This window comes from Flavobacterium sp. CSZ (assembly GCF_015350725.1).
In the GTDB taxonomy this organism is placed as follows: domain Bacteria; phylum Bacteroidota; class Bacteroidia; order Flavobacteriales; family Flavobacteriaceae; genus Flavobacterium.
The window spans coordinates 301,029-321,677 of the sequence record NZ_JADKPQ010000003.1; the positions used below are offsets into that span (position 1 = coordinate 301,029).

The 20,649-nt window shown below is 34.1% G+C and carries 19 protein-coding genes; 7 read left to right on the forward strand and 12 right to left on the reverse strand.

Features of this window, described 5'->3' with window-relative positions; all coding sequences use genetic code 11:
- The first annotated feature begins 319 nt into the window (after nt 1–319).
- Entirely contained in the window at nt 320–1,102 is a 783-nt protein-coding gene (locus tag IRZ78_RS05365) for a HipA family kinase (protein WP_194615536.1), read from the forward strand.
- On the forward strand, nt 1,092–1,475 hold the full coding sequence (locus IRZ78_RS05370; RefSeq protein WP_194615537.1) for a DUF3037 domain-containing protein: 384 nt from the start codon (nt 1,092–1,094) through the stop codon (nt 1,473–1,475). Before IRZ78_RS05365 ends, IRZ78_RS05370 begins: the two co-directional genes overlap by 11 nt.
- Nucleotides 1,476–1,769: 294 nt before the next feature.
- Here IRZ78_RS05370 and IRZ78_RS05375 read toward each other — a convergent pair whose 3' ends face one another.
- Complete coding sequence (locus IRZ78_RS05375; protein WP_194615538.1) at nt 1,770–2,879, reverse strand: pectate lyase-like adhesive domain-containing protein; 1,110 nt, start codon at nt 2,877–2,879, stop codon at nt 1,770–1,772.
- Between the two features lie 231 nt (nt 2,880–3,110).
- Between IRZ78_RS05375 and IRZ78_RS05380 the strand changes: the two genes are divergently transcribed.
- A complete protein-coding gene (locus tag IRZ78_RS05380; protein WP_194615539.1) occupies nt 3,111–3,683 on the forward strand; it encodes a Crp/Fnr family transcriptional regulator in 573 nt (190 codons plus the stop codon).
- 151 nt (nt 3,684–3,834) lie between these two features.
- Here IRZ78_RS05380 and IRZ78_RS05385 read toward each other — a convergent pair whose 3' ends face one another.
- From IRZ78_RS05385 to IRZ78_RS05410, 6 genes are all read right to left on the reverse strand, one after another.
- Complete coding sequence (locus IRZ78_RS05385; RefSeq protein WP_194615540.1) at nt 3,835–4,383, reverse strand: HutD family protein; 549 nt, start codon at nt 4,381–4,383, stop codon at nt 3,835–3,837.
- A gap of 121 nt (nt 4,384–4,504) precedes the next feature.
- Nucleotides 4,505–5,011: a GNAT family N-acetyltransferase gene (locus IRZ78_RS05390; RefSeq protein ID WP_194615541.1), complete on the reverse strand. Its 507-nt coding sequence runs from the start codon at nt 5,009–5,011 to the stop codon at nt 4,505–4,507.
- Nucleotides 5,012–5,057: 46 nt separating this feature from the next.
- Nucleotides 5,058–6,590: a carboxypeptidase gene (locus IRZ78_RS05395; protein ID WP_194615542.1), complete on the reverse strand. Its 1,533-nt coding sequence runs from the start codon at nt 6,588–6,590 to the stop codon at nt 5,058–5,060.
- 575 nt (nt 6,591–7,165) lie between these two features.
- Nucleotides 7,166–7,744 carry a hypothetical protein gene (locus IRZ78_RS05400; RefSeq protein ID WP_194615543.1) on the reverse strand — a complete coding sequence of 193 codons (579 nt, stop codon included), beginning with the start codon at nt 7,742–7,744 and terminating at the stop codon, nt 7,166–7,168.
- A gap of 4 nt (nt 7,745–7,748) precedes the next feature.
- Complete coding sequence (locus tag IRZ78_RS05405) at nt 7,749–7,982, reverse strand: hypothetical protein (RefSeq protein ID WP_194615544.1); 234 nt, start codon at nt 7,980–7,982, stop codon at nt 7,749–7,751.
- 6 nt (nt 7,983–7,988) lie between these two features.
- Entirely contained in the window at nt 7,989–8,495 is a 507-nt protein-coding gene (locus IRZ78_RS05410) for a hypothetical protein (RefSeq protein WP_194615545.1), read from the reverse strand.
- Nucleotides 8,496–8,631: 136 nt separating this feature from the next.
- On the opposite strand from IRZ78_RS05410, the gene IRZ78_RS05415 reads away from it, so the two are divergent.
- Nucleotides 8,632–9,027, forward strand: a complete 396-nt coding sequence (locus tag IRZ78_RS05415; protein ID WP_194615598.1) for a helix-turn-helix transcriptional regulator — start codon at nt 8,632–8,634, stop codon at nt 9,025–9,027.
- Nucleotides 9,028–9,108: 81 nt separating this feature from the next.
- Here IRZ78_RS05415 and IRZ78_RS05420 read toward each other — a convergent pair whose 3' ends face one another.
- The 5 genes from IRZ78_RS05420 to thrA all read right to left on the reverse strand — a co-directional run bounded on the left by IRZ78_RS05420 (nt 9,109) and on the right by thrA (nt 16,324).
- Nucleotides 9,109–9,555: a hypothetical protein gene (locus tag IRZ78_RS05420; protein ID WP_194615546.1), complete on the reverse strand. Its 447-nt coding sequence runs from the start codon at nt 9,553–9,555 to the stop codon at nt 9,109–9,111.
- Between the two features lie 47 nt (nt 9,556–9,602).
- On the reverse strand, nt 9,603–11,252 hold the full coding sequence (locus IRZ78_RS05425) for an ankyrin repeat domain-containing protein (RefSeq protein ID WP_194615547.1): 1,650 nt from the start codon (nt 11,250–11,252) through the stop codon (nt 9,603–9,605).
- 133 nt (nt 11,253–11,385) lie between these two features.
- A complete protein-coding gene (thrC, locus tag IRZ78_RS05430) occupies nt 11,386–12,675 on the reverse strand; it encodes a threonine synthase (protein ID WP_194615548.1) in 1,290 nt (429 codons plus the stop codon).
- Nucleotides 12,676–12,805: 130 nt separating this feature from the next.
- On the reverse strand, nt 12,806–13,738 hold the full coding sequence (locus IRZ78_RS05435; RefSeq protein WP_194615549.1) for a homoserine kinase: 933 nt from the start codon (nt 13,736–13,738) through the stop codon (nt 12,806–12,808).
- Nucleotides 13,739–13,876: 138 nt separating this feature from the next.
- Nucleotides 13,877–16,324 (reverse strand): bifunctional aspartate kinase/homoserine dehydrogenase I, encoded by a 2,448-nt coding sequence (gene thrA / locus IRZ78_RS05440; protein ID WP_194615550.1) that lies wholly within the window; start codon nt 16,322–16,324, stop codon nt 13,877–13,879.
- Nucleotides 16,325–17,048: 724 nt separating this feature from the next.
- Between thrA and hutH the strand changes: the two genes are divergently transcribed.
- The 3 genes from hutH to IRZ78_RS05455 are packed head-to-tail and all read left to right on the forward strand — an operon-like array spanning nt 17,049 to nt 20,629.
- Nucleotides 17,049–18,563, forward strand: a complete 1,515-nt coding sequence (hutH, locus tag IRZ78_RS05445; RefSeq protein WP_194615551.1) for a histidine ammonia-lyase — start codon at nt 17,049–17,051, stop codon at nt 18,561–18,563.
- 48 nt (nt 18,564–18,611) lie between these two features.
- Complete coding sequence (locus IRZ78_RS05450) at nt 18,612–19,256, forward strand: DUF47 family protein (RefSeq protein ID WP_055098081.1); 645 nt, start codon at nt 18,612–18,614, stop codon at nt 19,254–19,256.
- Between the two features lie 32 nt (nt 19,257–19,288).
- A complete protein-coding gene (locus IRZ78_RS05455; RefSeq protein WP_194615552.1) occupies nt 19,289–20,629 on the forward strand; it encodes an inorganic phosphate transporter in 1,341 nt (446 codons plus the stop codon).
- The last annotated feature ends 20 nt before the right edge of the window (nt 20,630–20,649 follow it).

The following is a 20,649-nucleotide window of genomic DNA, read 5'->3' on the forward strand; positions in this document are numbered from 1 at the left end:
TTTGTGTCCGCCGCGGCGGACACAAAAGATTGGAACGGATTGCTTGGCCAGTTCGCACTTTCAGGCTCGGGTGCGGGATTAGCTCCTGAAAAAAAACGCAAGCAAAAAATTAAAAATCCGTATTACATATGCGTCTTCGCTTTAGCGAATCCGTTTCATCCGCGTACTTTTTTACAATCCCTTCAAAGTCTCAAGCTTTGCGCCCTTTCAAATAATCAAAAAACTTTGCGAACTTTGCGTAAAATCTTAGCGCTCTTTGCGGTAAAATAACGAATCTAAAATCAAAATCCGTAAGTTTGTATTCCAGTAAATACTGCTTATGAAAAACAATTTCGATCTCAGAACGGTAAACGTTACCCGTTATATAACACCTTTACGCGAAGGCGGTTCTTTACCCGCTTTGGCAGAAGCCGACGACGATTTTAAATACGTCTTAAAATTCAGAGGAGCCGGTCACGGCGTAAAAGCCCTTATAGCCGAATTAGTAGGCGGACAAATAGCAAAAGCCTTAAAACTACAATTACCAGAATTGGTTTTCGCTAATCTCGACGAAGCTTTTGGCAGAAACGAAGGCGACGAAGAAATTCAGGATTTACTGCAAGGAAGCCAGGGATTAAATCTGGCACTGCATTTTTTATCAGGAGCCATAACGTTTGATCCTGTTGTAACGACTGTAGACCCAAAATTAGCTTCGCAAATAGTTTGGTTAGATGCTTACATTACCAATGTCGATCGTACATTTAGAAATACCAATATGTTGATCTGGCATAAAGAATTATGGCTTATCGATCACGGTGCATGTTTGTATTTTCATCATTCCTGGAACAATTGGGAACAACACGCCAAAAGTCCGTTTGCATTGATAAAAGACCACGTTTTATTACCACAAGCCTCGCTTTTAAAAGAAGTCGATGCCGAATATAAAGCACTTTTGACACCAGAAATTCTCGAAGAAATTGTAAACACAATTCCGTTAGAATGGCTGGAATGGGAAGACAGCGATGAAACGCCGGAAGCCTTGCGAAACGTATACTTACAGTTTTTGCAAACTAGATTAAACAATTCAGAAATCTTTGTAAATCAAGCCCAAAATGCAAGATAGTCACTTATATGAGTATGCCGTAATTCGTGTGGTACCCAGAGTGGAGCGCGAAGAATTCCTGAATATCGGAATCATTTTGTTTTGTAAAAGAGCCAAATTTATAAAAGTATTACACCACATAAACGATGCGAAAGTCGAAGCTTTATCAAACGATTTTGATATCGAACAGCTGCATTGTAACGTAGTCGCATTAGAAAAAATAGTAAACGGAACCAAAGACAGCGGCCCAATTGGAGCAATGGATATTCCGGAACGTTTTCGCTGGCTAACCGCTATTAGAAGTTCGGCCATTCAAACTTCCAGACCACATTCAGGATTATCTCAGGATTTAGAAAAAACGATTCAGCGATTGTTTGAAGAACAGGTGTTATAATCGTTTTAAACCATATAAGTTATATAAGAAAATTTAAGCTTTTACTTAAAATAATCTCGCAAAGACTCGAAATCGCAAAGAAATATAAGAAAAAAACTTTGCGACCCTGCGTCTTTGCGAGATTATAAAAATAGGCTAAAACAAAAACTTAGCGGCTTAGTACCTTTGTGGCAAAAAGCAGTAAAAAAATAACCATATAAATAATATTAAGAAATCATAAGCCTGGTGACTTAAATTTCCTCATATAACTTATATGGTTTAAAATAAAAAAAACTAAAAAACTAACTCATATTATTAAAACGATCCGCAGATGTTGCCGCCTAAAGTAGCCCCTGCATTAGCCGAAACATCAGCTTTCACAGCCGTTTTATCCAGTTTTACAATTGAATAAGGAGGAGTGAAAGCAGTTTTGCTTCCTGCCTGATTTCCTGTAGTATTAGTAAAAACATTATCAACTGCTGTAACAGCTGTATAACCAGTCATTAAATCGATTGGAGTTTTTACACCTTCAAAAACGTTTGCTTCAACACGAATATCAGCTTCAAAACCTGCAGCAATACATTTGTTGCTTACTGTACTGTTGAAGAAGTTGTTTACTAAATGCACTTTTCCAAAACGTACTCTTGGCATTCTTTCTTTACATCCCGGAGCCCACCAGCAACGAGCGAAAGTAATTCTTAATTTTCCACGATCTCCTGTAGCACCATCACTTGAGCCAATTAGGTTTGAATACCTGTGATCATCAGAACCTCCTGATCCACCTGGTTTTGGTGCTTTTAGGTAGCCAAATTTAGTGTAAGAAACCGTGATATAATCAGACTTGTTTTTAATGTCGAAGTTCCCGTCGACACCATCTCTGAATTCGCAGTGATCTACCCATACGTTTGTACATTCGTCAAGAATGGCATTATCCCATCCATCAGTATCATAAGCTCCGGGTCCTTCAAAAATAAGGTTTCTGATAATTAAGTTTTTGCATCTTTTGATGTTGATAATCCCAGAAGCCTCTTTAGTTTGGTTGGTCGAAACTAATTTCGCACCATTTGCACCGTAAATAGTTTTACCGGTTTGATCCTGTAATGATAATCTTGTTGTAACAGTAATGGTACCCGTAACTTTGATGACCTTTACAGAACTGTTTTCAATTGCAGATTTCAATTGGGCATAAGTAGTAACATTTGTTTCAGCAGCAGATCCTCCACCGGTTACACTTCCGTTTTGTGAAGCCCATCCCGGAACCTGAGCACAGTTACCAATTTTTGCAGTTACATTACCAGATACAGGTGTAGTTTCAATACTAGTACTCTCATCATTTGCAGAAGAAGCAATTTCTTCGTTGTTACACGATGCAAAACCTAAAATCAGAGTTAACAGGAACACTGAGAATGTTGATTTAATTTTCATAATAATAAATTTGGGGGTTTATATAATTTAACAGTGCAAAACTGACTATAATTATTTGCTAAAAAGTTGAACAAGTTCAATATTTTGAAAATAAATTGATTAAAAGTGTTTTTTTAACAGTTGTTAATTTACAAAAATGCATAAAAAGAATACTTTTACGTAATCGATTACATTATTTTTCATTCATTCACCTACTTACGCCCCTGAGTAAGAATAAAAGTAAAAAACCACATGTATAAAAACCTACGATTAAGTATTGAGCGCAAAATTCCGTTAACAGATCAAGAATGGAATTTTATTGTTGAAAAAGCCGAGTTCATCAAACTCAAGAAGAATGAATTTTTACAGATCCAGAACTCAAACAGTTCCTATGAAGGCTTTATTTTAAAAGGTGCTTTCAAAACCTACATTTTGAATGATAACGGCACCGAAAGTGTAATTTTCTTTTCGTTCGAAAACGAATGGATGTGTGACCTTGAAAGTTTCTACCATCAAAAGCCTACAACCTACAACATCAAGGCAATTGAAGATAGCGAAATCCTGGTCATTAATAAAACCAACAAAACCATCTTATTTGAGCAAGTACCCAAGCTAATCCAGTTTCACATCATTATGGTCGAAAAAGCCAACATTGCCATACAGCAACGACTTATAGATGTCTTAAACAAAACCTCGAAACAGCGATATCTGGAGTTTATCGAAAAGTATGCTCACAAAGTAGATAAAATCAACAACAGAAATTTGTCGTCTTATCTTGGTGTCTCGCACGAATTTTTATCAAAGATTAAAAGAAAATGCGTGTAACATATTAAAAGAATCTCGCAAAGTCGCAGAGCCGCAAAGAAAAATAAAACTTTGCGTCTTCGCGTCTTTGCGAGATTAAAAAAAACTTAGCGACCCTTTTGTAAATCCTAGTGCACTTTGCGGTTAAACCTGAAACCTGAAAAATTTCAAATTAAAAATCCAATATCCCAAAGAGGCATTCATTAGAAAAATGAAGCATGATATTTTTCTTTTCTGGATTTTCAACGACTAATAAATCATAAGGATTTAAATCGTACGGCTTCTCATTAATTTTAATGACTGCTTTATCTAAAGAATATAAAACTACTATTGCAGCATTACAATTCTGATTACTATTGGTTATTATCAATTTATGATGGCTTATTTTTTCAGAAACTATCCAATTGAAATCAGTACCTTTTGTATAAGAAGTCACTTCATCATCGGATTTAAATTTCATGATTTCATACTTCTCATATTTTTTTTTCTCTGTGTTTACCTCAATGTCTAAGCAGTTATCAAGCATCACCAAATATCGATGATAACCCTTAAATTGGGTAAATTCTGAAGGGACTTGCTCTATTGTAGCACTGCTTATTCTGAAGATAAAATCCCGATTAATATAGTGTGCTGTTTTCGGATAGATCATATATTCATAGGTCAATCCGCCGCTCCAAATAGAGGCCGTACTATCTTTTTTAGGCAAAAGGCGTATGTTCATTTATTGAATATTTTAATAAGATTTCAAGTTTCTTGATACATCCTTAGCCCCGCTTTTAAATGAGCTGTATCACTTATAGGATAAAGCCTTTGTGTCTTTGTGCCTTCGTGGCAAAAAAAACTTAGATTTTCTTTTCTAAATGAATAAATTCCAAAGGTTTATCAGAAATATTAATATGAATATCACTTGAAGGAAAAGCTTCTCTCTCGCCTGTATCAACATAACCATGACGTTTGTACCATGCAATAAGTTCTGAACGAACTGAAACAACCGTCATACTAAGCGTAGATAATCCTAAAGTTTTAGCATGAATTTCCGCCTCTGCCAACATCTTTTTTCCAATACCGCTATTTTGTAATTCAGGAGAAACAGTAAGCATTCCCACATACAACTGATGCTCTTTCTCGACCAATAAAACCGATCCGATAATTTTGTCGTTCTCTGTAAATTTCAGGAATGTATTTTTAGGATCTAAAATCATTTCTGTTAGTTCTTCTTCGGTGGTTCTTTTTCCTTCTAATAAATGAGCTTCTGTAGTCCAGCCTTTTTTAGAAGTTTCGCCTCTGTAGGCTGAGTTTATTAATATGTTTAATGATGGAATGTCTTGTAATGTTGCTTTTGTAATCATGAATTATAGTACTTGTAATTTAGCTTCTTTAAATTAGAAATTAGATTTAATATTTTGCAGGTTCACCAGCTTTAGGCAATGATTGCTTTATGAATGTTCTGATGTCTTCATTTGCAGCTTCTAAGTCAGCTTTTCTCAAATACATCATATGACCGCTTCTGTAGCCTTTCCATGACATTCGATCGGTTAGTTTTCCGCTTGTATCCATTTGCCATAAATTGTATTTAGAATTAAAATAGTCACAGGCACCATCATAATATCCTGATTGCACCATTACATGTAAATATGGATTTTGAGCCATGGCTTGTCTCAGGTTTTCCCCTGTTTTATCATTAGATCTATCCCAGGGATGTACAGCACCAAACATATTGTATTTAAAGTCCGTTTTGTAATTAAGATTATTACGAACATACATATTGATGGCAGGTGTAAAGGAATGTAGCCAAGACGTAAGTTCGGCATTAAAATCCGGACTTTCACCAGAATCCTTACGGTCAATTCCTTTGTATCTTGAATCAAGTCTTCCTATTGTATAACCTTGATCTCTTAATAGTTCTTTCCAAAAATAATCATACGGAACGTCTAAATTATTTTGCAGGATTACTTTCTCAGAAATACCAGAATAATGTGCCATTTTAGTGGCAATTTCTTTTCTTTTTTGTTCTTCCAATGATCCCCCTTTACTTAATGCAGGAAGAAGTTCGTTGATGGTAAAATCTTCAACCTCGGGTAACATAGCGGTTAAATCTTTGTTTTGAAGATCAGGACTAAGCATTTTGTGATACCAGGCAGTAGCTGCAAAATAGGGTAGTTTAAGGGCAGCATCAGAAACAACGCCACGGGTTATCCCTAAATCAGTAGGAGATACCAAAATCACTCCGTTGAGATACATCCATTGATTGTTTTGTAATTGAAGCGCTAATCCAGAAACACGGGTTGTGCCATAACTTTCTCCTATCAGGTATTTAGGTGAAGCCCAACGATTAGAGCGGGTTACAAAACCATTGATCCAATCGGCTAAGTATTTAATGTCTGCATTTACGCCGAAGAACTTTGTAGTAGGGATTTCTTTGCTTGTAGGTCTTGAATAAGCTGTGTTGACAGGATTTACAAAAACGATATCAGCAACATCTAAAATAGAATAAGGATTTTCCTTTATTCCGTAAGGCTGCACAGGATATCCTTCATCATCAATATTTAACAAACTTGGTCCTGTGTAAGCAATCTCCATCCAAACCGAAGCAGAACCCGGACCACCATTAAATGAAATAACTAAAGGACGTGAATCCCGATCTTTTACATCAGAGCGCTCATAATAGGTATAGAATAATCCGGCAATTGCTTTTCCGTCTTCGTCCCAGACTGGCATCGTCCCGGTTGTTGCTTTATAAGGAACTTTTTGTCCTTTTATTGTGGTGGTATGATTTGTGATAACCTGAGAATCCGGATTGAAAGTAAGGTTAGCAGGTGAATTTTCTTCTTTTGCAACCGGCGGTTTATCGGCTGCTTTTGGTTTTGACTCCTGAGCGTATGAGATAAAAAATCCAACTAAAAGGAATGAAATTAAAGTTTTTTTCATAGAAGTATTGGTATGTTATTATTTGGGATTTTGATGTTCTAAACAGTTGACTAGAATTTGAGTTTTTAAAGATATAAAAAAATAGTAAGTGATGATTTTAGTCTTTAAGAAGACTAGGGCTTTTTATGAAATTGTTTAGTAAGGAAGTTTCTGGTTTTTTATTGAATAACCTTCCGTTTTAGCTAGAGAAAAAAAAATATTAAAGAATGGCTTTAATCAAAACTTTACAGTTTATTTTTTTTTTGATTAAGCAAATAGCAGTACGTAAGATGAGTTAATAAAACAATAGAGATTCCAATACTCCAATAAATTTCAAAATAAGCAAATGCATTATAAAAGCAGAAAAGGGAATTTATATTTTCATCAACTCCAAAATAAAGAGGAAAGACAATTAAAGGAAGCGATAAAAATATTGACAAAATTATGAAACGACCGTATTTAATTTTAAAGTGATCCGCAATTCCATAACATAGCATTTGAATAATTAATATTATAAGGAAAAGTTTCTCCATGATTTAAATTTTATTGGCAAAGCAAGTGCATTCTCTATTAAATAAAGCAATTAAAAAGAAGGTTTAATTAATGTAGAAATACTCTGTATTCTCTAAAATTTTATTTTCTTTAGTTTGAAAAAGCACATTTTCGCTTATTTTTTCTTTATCAATGTAAATTTTCCCTTTTTTAAATTGACCAGATATGTTTATTTTTCCAAACTTCTTATGATCAAGAAATATGATACTGTCATTTATTTTGTAATTTCCGTAATGATGAGTTCGTCCTCCCCAGCTTCCACTTTTAATGATATATTTTCCATCTTCTTTTAAGTCGATAATTAATCCATTTCCTCTGGCGTGAATGTATGTTTTAGAATTTTCTAAATTTTCATAATAAAGATAAAGCCCTAAAGTAAAAAGGATAATGAAAGGAGCTAATAAAATTGGAAGTAAATTATAAATATTTTTATGCTTTTTGAAAATTTTAAAATTTTCAGGAATTATATTTGATAACAAGATAATTTCTAAAACGCCTAAAATGATGTAGAAAAAAGGAGCAAAAACATTATCTGCCTGATATGATCTGTAAAGGATAAAAATAAATAATCCTCCCACAATAGTAAGTTGAATTATTCTTTTAATTTGGTTTTTCTCTGTCATTAGATTATTTGCTTCTTTGAGATTCAAACCAATTTAATTGATTTTTAATTCTTTCAATAATATCTAAATCATGGTCACTGTGGATATCTCTTAAATTATAATTAGGATTTCTTGGATCAGTAGTTTCCTGAAATTGATTAACACCTAAATTAAAAAGAGCTTGCCCAAATCTTTGACTTGGATTTTTTTCTAAATACTCTTCTAATAAATCAAGTATGATCCTATGTTCTTTTTTCATTTGAAATTAATTTTCTTTATTTTCTAAATTCTCAAAAAATAATATTGGGTTAGCAATAAATTTCATTGCATTTGAACTTTTCAAACTCTCAATAATATATTTCATTTCTGGTTTAAAGATTTGCCCTTTTAAATCAATCAAAACAAATTGATTTTTTTTACAGAGATTTAAAATCGCTTGAAGAACATTTATAATATTGGACGCTTTTCTTAAATCAATACGAAAATGAAATTCCTCAATTTGACTTTTATTGTCATTTAAACAAAGACAGGCATCATTATCTTCTTCATTACTTCCATTGCCTTTCCAATTTATAAAAGTATCATTACCCCAATCAGCTCTTTTTATTATTTGATCCATTTCGGAAATAATAGAAGAAATATTTCCATCAAAATTTTCCCAGAAAGAATCAGTATCTGGTAAAAATTCAGTTTCATTATTTTCAAAGATATTGTAATTTTTATCAATAGAATTTTCAGGAATAACGATTAAAAGATATTGCCAGATTGCCATTTTACGATAAGATTAATAATTGGTAATTACTCTCGAGCTAGCTAATATAGAAATTATGAAAATAGTATCTTAGAAAAACTGCTTTGTTTTTTACCGAAATTTATTTTCGTTTAAGAATTTTAAATATCTTTGAATTATCAGTACAGCAATAAAACCAAAATATATCGGCAGAAATATAAGCTGTATCAGAGAGCTTAAAGATATGAAACAGGAAGCACTGGTATATGCTTTAGGAATAAGTCAGCAGACCATTTCGACTATTGAAAACAGCGAAAATGTAGACGAACAAAGACTAATTGAGATAGCAAAAGTTCTGGAGGTTTCTGTTGAAACAATTAAAAATTTTTCGGAAGAAGTGGTTTTTAATATTATTGGAAATACTTTTCAAGACCATAGTTCAATTACTTCGGGTGATTACAATTGCAATTGTACTTTTAATCCTTTAGATAAAGTTGTTGAACTCTACGAACGTTTGGTACAAGCTGAAAAAGATAAAGTTGAGTATTTAGAGAAATTATTCAACGGGAAATAAACGTTTTTAAAGCTATATTAATTATAAAAAAGAGATCTTAAATAAGATCTCTTTTTTTATGTTCAATTGCTATCGCGAGCGTCACGCTCGTGAACTTTTCAATTGGTTTTTGAATTTCTTTGTGTTCACGAGCGGGACGCTCGCTAGCTGGGAAATGTTAAATTTTATTCCATTTTCATCGTATCCAGAAGGATAAACACCATAGCGGCTTTTGAATTCTTCTACCGTGGCAGGTTCTCCCATGTTGCCATGAAAATCATGAGGACTTAAATTTTTGTACCAGATTCTCCATTTTTCGTCCTCTTGTTCCCTTTCCTCTTTTGTCATAGCGTTTAATCGTTCCTGTTCTTTTCGATCGATTAATTCACCTAGCTTTTGATGAACTTGAAATAATTGTGAATCGGTCAATTTCTTGTAACACTCACGCCATTCTGTGGATGTTGGTGTTTTACCCAGCATTTCGGCTAAAACTTCTAATTGTTTATCACTTAAACTCTCTGTTAATTCTTCTGGTTTAATTCTTTTCATAGAATTTTAATTTTATTTACATATTAACGCAAGCCTCTTGCCTGTATCTACTTTGTGTTCACGAGCGAGATGCTCGCCCTAGCAAGAGGAATTAATTTTAATTCGTTATCTGTATAAATTATTAAATTTTCTTTACTCTCATCAACGTATAAATTTCTTATTTCACTTAATAAGTCTAATTGAATTTCTTGAAGTATTTTCTTTTCTTGTTTATCAATGAATAATATAGTCTTTCCTTTTCCGATAAGGATAACCTTTTCATCTTTAAAAGCCAAATAGCTCAAAGCATGTCTTGAATGGTATTTCGAAATATCCATTTCCCAAATTTTAGTAATAGTATCATCTTTAAATATGTAGTATTCTAGTTCATTTGGAAATGATACAGCAAATTCATTATCATTGAATTCAAATCCGCTAGATGTATTATTCCATTCCTTAAAGAAGCGATGAATAAATTGAACGCTTAAATCTTTTTTGAGATGATATAAATTAAAATAAGTTTCTTGGTCATAACTATGAAAAGAAAGCAAGTTATTATGATTTATTTTTGGACTAAGAGTACCATCTTCAGCTTTAGTTTTACTAATTATTTCAAAATTCTCAGAGAGTAAGATTATTTCCCAATTTTGAGAACTTCCAATATATAAATTTCTTGATGGAAGATAAGTGATTTGATCTAAAACCAAATCTTTGGGTAATTTTATCGTTTTTGTGTGGTTAAAAGATTCTTCCTCAATAATTAATAATTTATTATCTCCTGTAGGAACTATAATATTTCCTTTATAATCAAAAGTAAAATTTCTAATTGTAGGCACATCAATATTTATAATTTGGTTGACCATAATTTCATTCCCATATTTTGAATACTTTACTAAGTTAGAACTTTTAGTTAGAGCGATATATATTGATAACTTAAGAGGGTTTTCTTTTAAGAAAAATATTCTGTTATAATTATAATTTTCAGTTGATAGATGTGTTGTTTTATTTGAAATTATTTCGGAATAATATTTTTCAAAATGGTTTATAATACTCTCACGTCTTCCTTGTTTTGCTAAATAATATGGTGTTCTATTGCTACTATCTTTTTTCCAGTCACATCCATTATTGTAAGCAAAATCAAATACTTGAGGTAAATCAAGCCAGGCTAGCTTGTGAAGTAAATTGCTTTTGTTTTCATCAGAGCCATTTAAATCAATTTTATGTTTTATATAAACTTTAGCGCATTGAATTGATTTACATTCTAAATATTGAGGTTCTTTCTTGTTTATTTTTGCACCGTTCGTAAGTAATAAATCAACAACATCAACTTTATCTTTACTTGTTGCCAGAAAAAGTTCCTTGTCATTCATGGTGGCTCCATTGTTAAGAAGATATTTAGCAATATCATAATTATCTGCCCAGCATAGTGGAGTGGCATAATTACCACTTCTTTCTGCATTTATTTCGGCGCCCTTTTTAAGTAGGTATTTAACCATTTCAATATTTCCACTAGATGAAGCAATATGTAAAGGAGTATCGTCCATCCATCCTTTTAGAAATATTTCAGATGGATTATGTTTTAAATGTTTTTTAGCCTCTTCATTTTTATGTTCTTTTATAAGAATGAATATCTCTGGTGTTTGTGTATGATCAGTTTGATACACATTTGGTTCGATTGTTTTCCTAAAGTTGTTAACTAAAATGTTTAAAAGCCTCATTTCAAATTCTATTTTTATTCAATATAACTTGGTAAATATAAGATTTGTACTCTTAAAAAAAGCTTATCAAAATAAAAACCATAGATTATATTGTAATCTATGGTTCTAAATTTTTTTATTGTAAAGATGATTATTACCCTAAGAAATCCTTCAACTCCTCATAAGTCTTAATCTTGAGACTTACTTTTTCCTCATTAATAACACTCTCAATTTGTTCCGGAATAGGAAGTGTAATACCCAAAGTAGGTTCAACAACATCCAAAAATTTAATAGGATGTGCGGTTTCTAAGAAAACACCAATTGTATTATCGTGCTTTTGTAATTCTTTTTTCAATCCTAAATAGCCAATAGCGCCGTGAGGTTCTGCAATATAACCATCAGCTTTGTAGATGTTTTTTAAAGCTTCCAACGTTTCTTCATCGGTATAACTATAAGAAGAGAAATCTTTTTCGAAAGCTTTTAGATCGTTGTTGTATAATTCCTGAATCCTAATAAAGTTACTTGGATTTCCAACGTCCATGGCGTTAGAGATTGTGGCTTTAGAAGGTTTTGGATCGTATTTTCCGCTTTCTAAGAATCTTGGTACGGTATCGTTAACGTTTGTAGACGCAACAAAATGTTCGATTGGTAAACCTAATTTCTTAGCCATAATTCCGGCACAGATATTTCCGAAATTTCCACTTGGGCAAGAGAAGACTAAAGGTTTGTTTTGGCTTTTCAACGCCTTATAAGCAAAGAAGAAATAGAACATTTGCGGCAGCCAACGCGCAATATTGATAGAATTCGCCGATGTCAGGTTTTTGTGCGCTAAAGTCTCGTCTAAAAACGCTTTCTTTACCATATCCTGGCAATCATCAAAAACGCCGTCAACTTCAAGTGCTTTAATGTTTTTTCCTAAAGTCGTCAATTGTTTTTCCTGAACTTCGCTCACTTTTCCTGAAGGATATAAAATAACGACATCAACGCCATCAACGCCAAGAAATCCGCTGGCAACGGCTCCGCCTGTATCTCCCGAAGTCGCTACTAAAACGGTATTTTTACTGTCTTTTTTGTCTTTATTAAAATACGCCAGACAACGTGACATAAATCGCGCTCCAACATCCTTAAAAGCCATAGTGGGCCCGTGGAATAATTCTAACGAATAAATATCTTTTTCGACTTCAACAACCGGAAAGTCGAAAGATAAAGTTTCGGCAATAATGGCTCTTAAATGATCTTCCGGAATTTCATCGCCCACAAATTGCTGAATCACATCAAAAGCAATATCGTTATGGCTTAGATTTTCGATTACATTAAAAAATGCAGGATTTAAGGGTGTAATAGTTTGAGGAAAATATAATCCTTTATCACTCGCCAATCCTTGTATCACAGCTTCTTTGAAAGAAACTTCCGGGGCATTATGGTTTAAACTATAGTATTTCATTGGTTGTTTTGCTTTAGGCTTTAAGCTTTAGGCTTTAGGCTTTTTTCCTAATGCGTATAAGCTTATTGCTTTTTTATTTTTTATTGATTTTATATTTTCATAAAGGTTTTAAGCCTATTGCCTACAGCGTTCAAAGAACACGTACGCCGTCTGGATTAATTTTCGAAACGTGAATTTCATACGGCAAATTCATATTTTCGTAAACATCGCTCATGGCTTTGGCAATTTGGTCGGCGGTATTTTTTCCTCTGCTTAAAGCAAAAATCGACGGACCAGAACCTGAAATTCCGGAACCTAAGGCGCCGTTTTCAAGAGCCGTTTGTTTGATAAGGTCGAAACCAGGAATCAATACACTTCTTAGAGGCTCTACGATTTCGTCATGAAGAGATCTTCCAATTAAGTCGTAATCTTTGGTATACAAACCTGCGATTAATCCGCCTACATTTCCCCATTGCATGATCGCGCTTTTTAGGGAAACGGTTTGTTTTAATACCGAGCGTGCGTCAGATGTTTTTAACTCAATTTGAGGGTGAACCACCGTTGCGAACAATTCCTCAGGACTATCAATTCTGATAATATCAAGCGGAGCATAACTTCTTACCAAAGTAAAACCTCCCAAAAGGGCAGGAGCAACGTTGTCAGCATGCGCGTTTCCGCTGGCTAATTTCTCGCCCTGCATGGCAAATTGCACCAAATCTTGGCGGGAATATGGTTTTCCTAATAATTCATTAATTCCAAAAACTGCTCCGGCAGAACTTGCAGCGCTGCTTCCGATTCCGCTTCCGGCTTTGATGTGTTTATAGATTTCGATTTCGAAACCAAAATTTATCGGTTCAAAATCTCTTTCGTAAGCTTCAAGCATCGCAATTGCCGCAACACCCGAAACATTTTTCTCGGTTTCCAAAGGTAAATCGGCACCTACAATTTTAGTAATACGAACTCCTTTTTGTTCTACTTTACGAACAATCATTTCATCACCCGCATTGTCTAAGCAAAGTCCAAGTACGTCAAATCCGCAGGAGAGATTCGCTATGGTAGCCGGGCAAAATAGTTTTATTTCCATTTTCTTAAAGGTTCAGAGCGGCAAAGGTTCAAAGGAACAAAGGTTTTGCTGCTCGTAATTTTTATATTTAGGTTTAAAGGTTCAGAGAGGCAAAGCGACAAAGTGAAAACCTTTGAACCTTTGTGCCTTTGTACCTTATTAATTATTTCCTATTCGAATAACGTCTGCAAAAATTCCTGATGCAGTAACCGCTGCTCCCGCTCCAGCGCCTTTGATCAATAAAGGCTGATCTACGTAACGATCTGTGTAGAACAATACGATATTGTCTTTTCCTTCTAAATTATAGAAGGGATGATCTTTCGGGATGAATTGAAGACTTACGCTTGCTTTTCCATTTTCGAATTGTGCTACGTATTTCAATCTTGAATCTTTGGTTAAAGCCTCTTCGTAGATTTTTTTGAAATGAGCAGCGTGTTTGGTTAACGAAGCAAAAAAGTCTTCGTTGTTTGTTGTTGCTAAACATTCGGCAGGCAGGAACGATTCGTTGGCGATGGCATCAATATCCATTTCGTAACCGCTTTCGCGAATTAAGATTAAGATTTTACGCGCAACATCGATTCCGCTTAAGTCGATTTTTGGATCCGGTTCTGTAAAACCTTGTACTCCGGCTTCTTTTACTACATCGTGAAAAGAATTGTTCTTATCAAAATTATTGAAAATGAAGTTTAAACTTCCTGATAAAACCGCTTGGATTTTGTGCACTTTATCACCTGATGCAATTAAGTTTTTTACGGTGTCAATAATGGGTAATCCCGCGCCAACATTGGTTTCAAACAAAAATGGAGCATTGTACTGGCGTGATAAACTTTTCAGTTTTTTATAATTATCGTAAGCAGATGAACAGGCAATTTTATTACAAGTTACAACGGCAATACTTTGTTTTAAGAATTTTTCGTAAGTTTCAGAAACGCTTGCATTTGCTGTAATATCCACAAAAATACTGTTGCGTAAATTGAGCTCTTTGGCGCGTGCGATAAATTCTGTTGGAATAGCGTGTTCACCTTTGTCTAAAGCCGATTGCCAGTCTTTTAGAGAAATTCCGTCCTCGTCAAAAAGCATTTTTCTGGAGTTCGATAAAGCAATTACGCGAACATTTATTTTTAAATTTTCTTTTAAAAACTTTCTTTGATTGTGAATTTGCTCGATGAATTTCTCACCTACATTTCCAACTCCCATTACAAATAAATTCAGCTGTTTGGTGTTTTCTTCAAAGAAGTTTTCGTGCAATGTATTCAATGCTTTTTTAACGTCTCTTTCGTTAATTACAGTCGAAATATTACGCTCAGAAGCACCTTGCGCAATAGCACGGATATTTACGTTGTTTTTACCCAAAGTACTAAACATTCTTCCGCTTAAACCCTGGTGATTTTTCATGTTTTCTCCAACCAAAGCAATAATGCACAGATCTTTCTCTACAATGGCAGGATCAATTTTGTTTTGAAGAATTTCTACTTCAAAAGCTTTGTTGATGGCAGCTTCGGCATTATCAGCATCCGAATTTAAAATTCCGATACAAATAGAATGTTCAGAAGAAGCCTGAGTAATAAAAATGACATTGATTTTTTCCTGAGACAATACTTCGAACAAACGTTTTGATGAACCCGAAACTCCAATCATTCCAGGACCTTCCAAAGTTACCAACGAAATATGATCGATATGACTGATTCCTTTTACAACCGTATCTTTTGATGAAACCTGATTCGAAATTAAAGTTCCTACAGCTTCCGGCTCAAAAGTGTTTTTGATTAAAATGGGAATATTTTTTCTTAAAACGGGCTGAATCGTCGGCGGATACAAAACTTTGGCACCAAAATGCGATAATTCCATCGCTTCCTGATACGAAATGTTTGCAATGGGCTGTGCTTGTTTTACAATTTTAGGGTTGGCAGTAAACATTCCGTTTACGTCTGTCCAGATTTCCAATTGTGATGCGTTAAGTGCTCCGGCAATTATAGCCGCAGTATAATCAGAACCTCCACGGCCTAAAGTTGTAGTGATTCCGTCAAGGGTCTGAGCGATAAACCCGGGTAAAATATTGATTTGAGATTGATTTCCGCCAAAATATTCCTGAATCAATTGGTTCGAAACTTCAAAGTTTACCACCGCTTTACCAAAGTTATTGTTGGTTTTAATCAGTTCGCGACTGTCCTTATACACTACATCCTTATCAATTTGCTGATACGCCTGTGCGATGATGTAAGAAGAAAGCAATTCTCCAAAACTTAAAATAGTATCGGCAGTTCTTGGAGATAATTCGCCCAATAAAAAACAGCCATCCAATAAAGTTTCCAGGTGATTGATGATTCTTTTCACGTGACTTAATAAGCTACTTTGTTCGCTTACTGGAATAAGATCTTTTAATGTATCAAGGTGTTTTTTCTCGATTTCAGCAACAATCTCTCTAAAGCTTTCGTCGTTTGCCGCTGCTTTTGCTGCCGCCAACTGCAATAAATCGGTTACTTTGCTTAAAGCTGAAACAACAACTACTAGTTTATCTTGTTTAGAATTCTGGTTTATAATTTCGAGAACGAGTTTTATATTTTGAGCATTGGCAACCGAAGTTCCGCCAAATTTTAATACTTTCATTTTGATATTTTTTAATAATGTGCAAAGATTTTGAGTAACAAAGGTTCAAAGGTTATCAACGGTGAACTGAAACTGAAAACTGCGACTATTTTTTTTTTTTGTAAATGTTTTTTATGTATCCATCGTCTTTCTTCTTTCAAGAAAAAAGTATAGATAACCCAGGTTTATATGTGAAAATGTATACCCCTAAGGGGTAGTAGTTGTTGTTGTAGAAATTGTAGTAGCAGCAATTGCAACTCTGGATTGAGTTGTCATTGTAGATTGATATTTTGCGCTGTTACTTTTCATTTTGATTTTTCAAAAGTACAGTTTTTTATAAAAGTTAAAAAACTGAAAATCCTTTTTGCGAATATTTCAATAATTCAAATGTAAGCATTTTAATATTGAGTAATTGTTAAAATTAAAACTCTAAATATTGCTTATTCATATATTTAACGCTTTTTCTAAGAAGGTTTTAAAGTTTTTATGGTATTGATTTTATTAGAAAGCAGATAAAAAACAAACGATTTTAGCCTATATACTAAGTAGGAAATGTTTTTTATGTCTTTTAAGATGAAATCTGCGATTGAAATTTTTATCAATAAAGAACTGATTTTTTGTCTGATAAGGATTATGAAATAAATAAAACCGACGAACCGAATTGAGGCAAATTTTAATTATTATGAACAAATGTTGCTTTTTAATATTGATTTGCTGAATTTTGATGTCTTAAAATACAAACAATATGAGAGAAATCCATTATATAAGTACTGAAATCTTAACCTTAGAAGCTTTACAAGAAATTATCGTAAACCAGAAAACCCTTGAATTATCTGAAGAAGCGAAAGTAAATGTTCAGAAATGCCGTGATTATTTAGATAAAAAAATGGCTTCACATTCTGAACCTATTTATGGTATCAATACAGGATTTGGATCTTTATGTAATGTGAAAATCTCTAATGAAAATTTATCCAAACTTCAGGAAAATCTGGTAAAGTCGCATGCATGCGGAACCGGAGAAGAAGTTCCTGCTGAAATTGTAAAGCTGATGTTGTTGCTTAAAATTCAATCTTTAAGCTATGGACACTCTGGAATTCAGCTGCAAACCGTAAATCGTTTGGTTGATTTTTATAATAATGACATTTTACCTATTATTTATACTCAGGGTTCTCTTGGAGCTTCTGGAGATTTGGCACCTTTGGCGCATTTATCTTTGCCTTTATTAGGTGAAGGTGAAGTTTTGTTTGAAGGAAAAAAAGTGGCTTCTGCTGAAGTTTTGAAGCATTTTGGCTGGGAACCAATCGTTTTACAATCAAAAGAAGGTTTGGCTTTGTTGAACGGAACTCAGTTTATGAGTGCTTACGGGGCTCATATTTTGATAAAAGCCTACAAATATTCTTATTTGGCTGATTTAATAGGTACCATTTCATTAGAAGGTTTTGACGGAAGAAGCGAACCTTTTAACGAATTGATTCATTATATACGTCCGCACAAAGGGCAAATCGTGACAGCACAGCGTATTAATGAGTTTCTGGAAGGAAGCGAGATTATTGCTCAGGAGAAAAAACACGTTCAGGATCCGTATTCTTTCCGTTGTATGCCACAAGTTCACGGTGCTTCAAAAGATGCGATCGATTATGTTCGAAAAGTATTCAAAACCGAAATTAATTCGGTTACGGATAATCCAAATATATTTATTGAGGCAGATCAGATTATCTCCGGCGGAAATTTCCACGGACAGCCTTTGGCTTTGGCTTTAGATTTTATGGCAATTGCTTTGGCTGAATTAGGAAGTATTTCTGAAAGAAGAACCTATCAGTTGATTTCGGGATTGCGTAATCTTCCGGCATTTTTGGTAGATAATCCGGGATTAAATTCGGGATTTATGATTCCGCAATATACTGCCGCAAGTATTGCAAGTCAAAACAAACAATTGGCAACTCCATCAAGTGTAGACAGTATTGTATCGAGTAACGGACAAGAAGATCACGTGAGTATGGGAGCAAACGGAGCAACAAAAGCGTTACGTGTTTTAGATAATTTAGAGCGTATTCTGGCAATTGAATTATTGAATGCTTCACAGGCTATTGCTTACAGAGAACCTCTTAAATCAAGTGATTTTATCGAGATGTTTTTGAGCAGTTACAGAGAGGTAGTTCCACTGGTTAAGGAGGATAGAATCTTACATTATGACATCGAAAAAACCGTTGAATTCCTTGATAGTTTCCAAATTGAAAACGATTTGTTAACAATGGCTTAACATTGTAGAATATTAATGAAGTAATTTTGCACTATCAAAAATATAAAAATGTCAATAAACAGTATTTTCCAATTTTTAGTGCCGAAAGACAAGAAATTCTTTCCACTTTTTGAAGAGGCTTCAAGCAATTTAATTGAATTAGCTTCTAATTTACACGAAGCTGTAAATCTTCCATTAAAAGAAAGAGAAGTTCTTTTTCAGAGAATTGACGAATTAGAGCAAAAAGGAGAAGACATTACACGTCAGACCAATCTTGAATTGAGTAGAAACTTTATCACTCCATTTGACAGAGAGGATATTCACACATTGATTACTTCTATTGACAACGTTGCAGATTATTTGCACGGAGCAGCAAGCAGAATGAGATTGTATCAGGTTGACAAGATTACAAAATCGATCAGAAAAATGACCGAAATCAATCTTGAAGCTTGTCAGAACATTGACAGTGCAGTAAAAGAATTGAGAAATTTAAAGAATTTCAAAGTCATAAAAGATGCTTGTGCCAGAATTAATAAACTGGAAAACAAGTCAGATAACGTTTATAACAAAGCAGTTTTTGAAATTTTTGAAAACGAAACAGATGCTAAAAATATTATTAAATATAAAGAAGTGTTATCTGTTTTAGAATCAGCAACAGATAAATGTAAGAGCGTTGCGAACATACTAGAATCTATTTCGGTAAAACATTCTTAAATTCAATTTATTTCATTCTGAAGTTATAATTTATGACGCTACTTATAATTATTATAGTATTAGCCTTAATTTTTGATTACATCAATGGTTTTCATGATGCGGCAAATGCTATTGCAACAGTTGTTGCCACAAAGGTGCTAACGCCTTTTCAGGCGGTTCTTTGGGCAGCATTTTTTAACTTTCTGGCTTATTGGGTTTTCGGATTTGGTGTTGCGGATACTGTTGCAAAAACAGCGCACACTATGGAGATTAACCTTGTGGTAATTCTTGCGGGGGTTATTGCAGCGATTTGTTGGAATTTATTGACATGGTGGTTAGGTATTCCTTCAAGTTCATCACATACCTTAATTGGTGGTTTTGCCGGAGCAGCAGTTGCTCACGCGATCGCTGTACATGGTTTTTCAGGTTATGTTGGTGAAGACGGAACTACACATTACTGGTATCAAATTGTAAGCTGGTATAAGGCTGGAAAAGATGGCGGAATGCCTTCGGGAGTTCTTATTATCATTGCCTTTATTGTTTTGGCACCGCTTTTAGGAGCTTTGGCTTCTTATTTAATTTCGATCTGGTTATTAAATGCTTCTCGTAAAAGTATTTATCCTAAAATATTTACAGTTGCCTTGATGATTGCTACTGTTTGGTTTGTGAGTGGTCTAATGGTGCCTTATGACGAGATTCTTAAACATGGAAAACCTCGTTTTGATTCACATTTTTGGAGCGTAGCTTTCGATCCGCATAATATTAAATGGTTTTTAGTTGCTTTCATTATCTTAACAGTAAGTGCATTTTGTTTGATCTTTAGTAGTTTGAATCTACATCAGGCAGATGCGGCGTTAAAGAAAATGCAATTACTTTCTTCTGCTGCTTTTAGTTTAGGACACGGAGGAAATGATTCGCAAAAAGTAATGGGTATTATTGCTGCTGCTGTAGCGGTTTATATCAATACAAACCCGGGTGTACATATGGATTCCTGGTTAGATGTTGTATTGCCAAATGATGATTTAGGTATAAAAGGAGTAATGCCGGGATGGATTCCGTTAGCGTGTTATTCTGCAATTGCGGCAGGAACTTTGAGTGGTGGATGGAAGATTGTGAAAACAATGGGTTCTAAAATCACAAAAGTAACGTCGTTTGAAGGTGTTGCTGCTGAAACTGCTGGTGCTTTAACGCTTTATTTTACTGAGCATTTAAAAATTCCGGTAAGTACAACGCATACTATTACAGGTTCTATCATTGGTGTTGGATTAACAAAACGTGTATCTGCCGTTCGTTGGGGAGTTACTGTAAGCTTAATCTGGGCATGGATATTAACCATTCCAATTTCAGCAATATTGGCAGGTTTAGTATATTACATTTTAAGTGTATTTATATAAAAGTAAAAAGATTTTTGTAA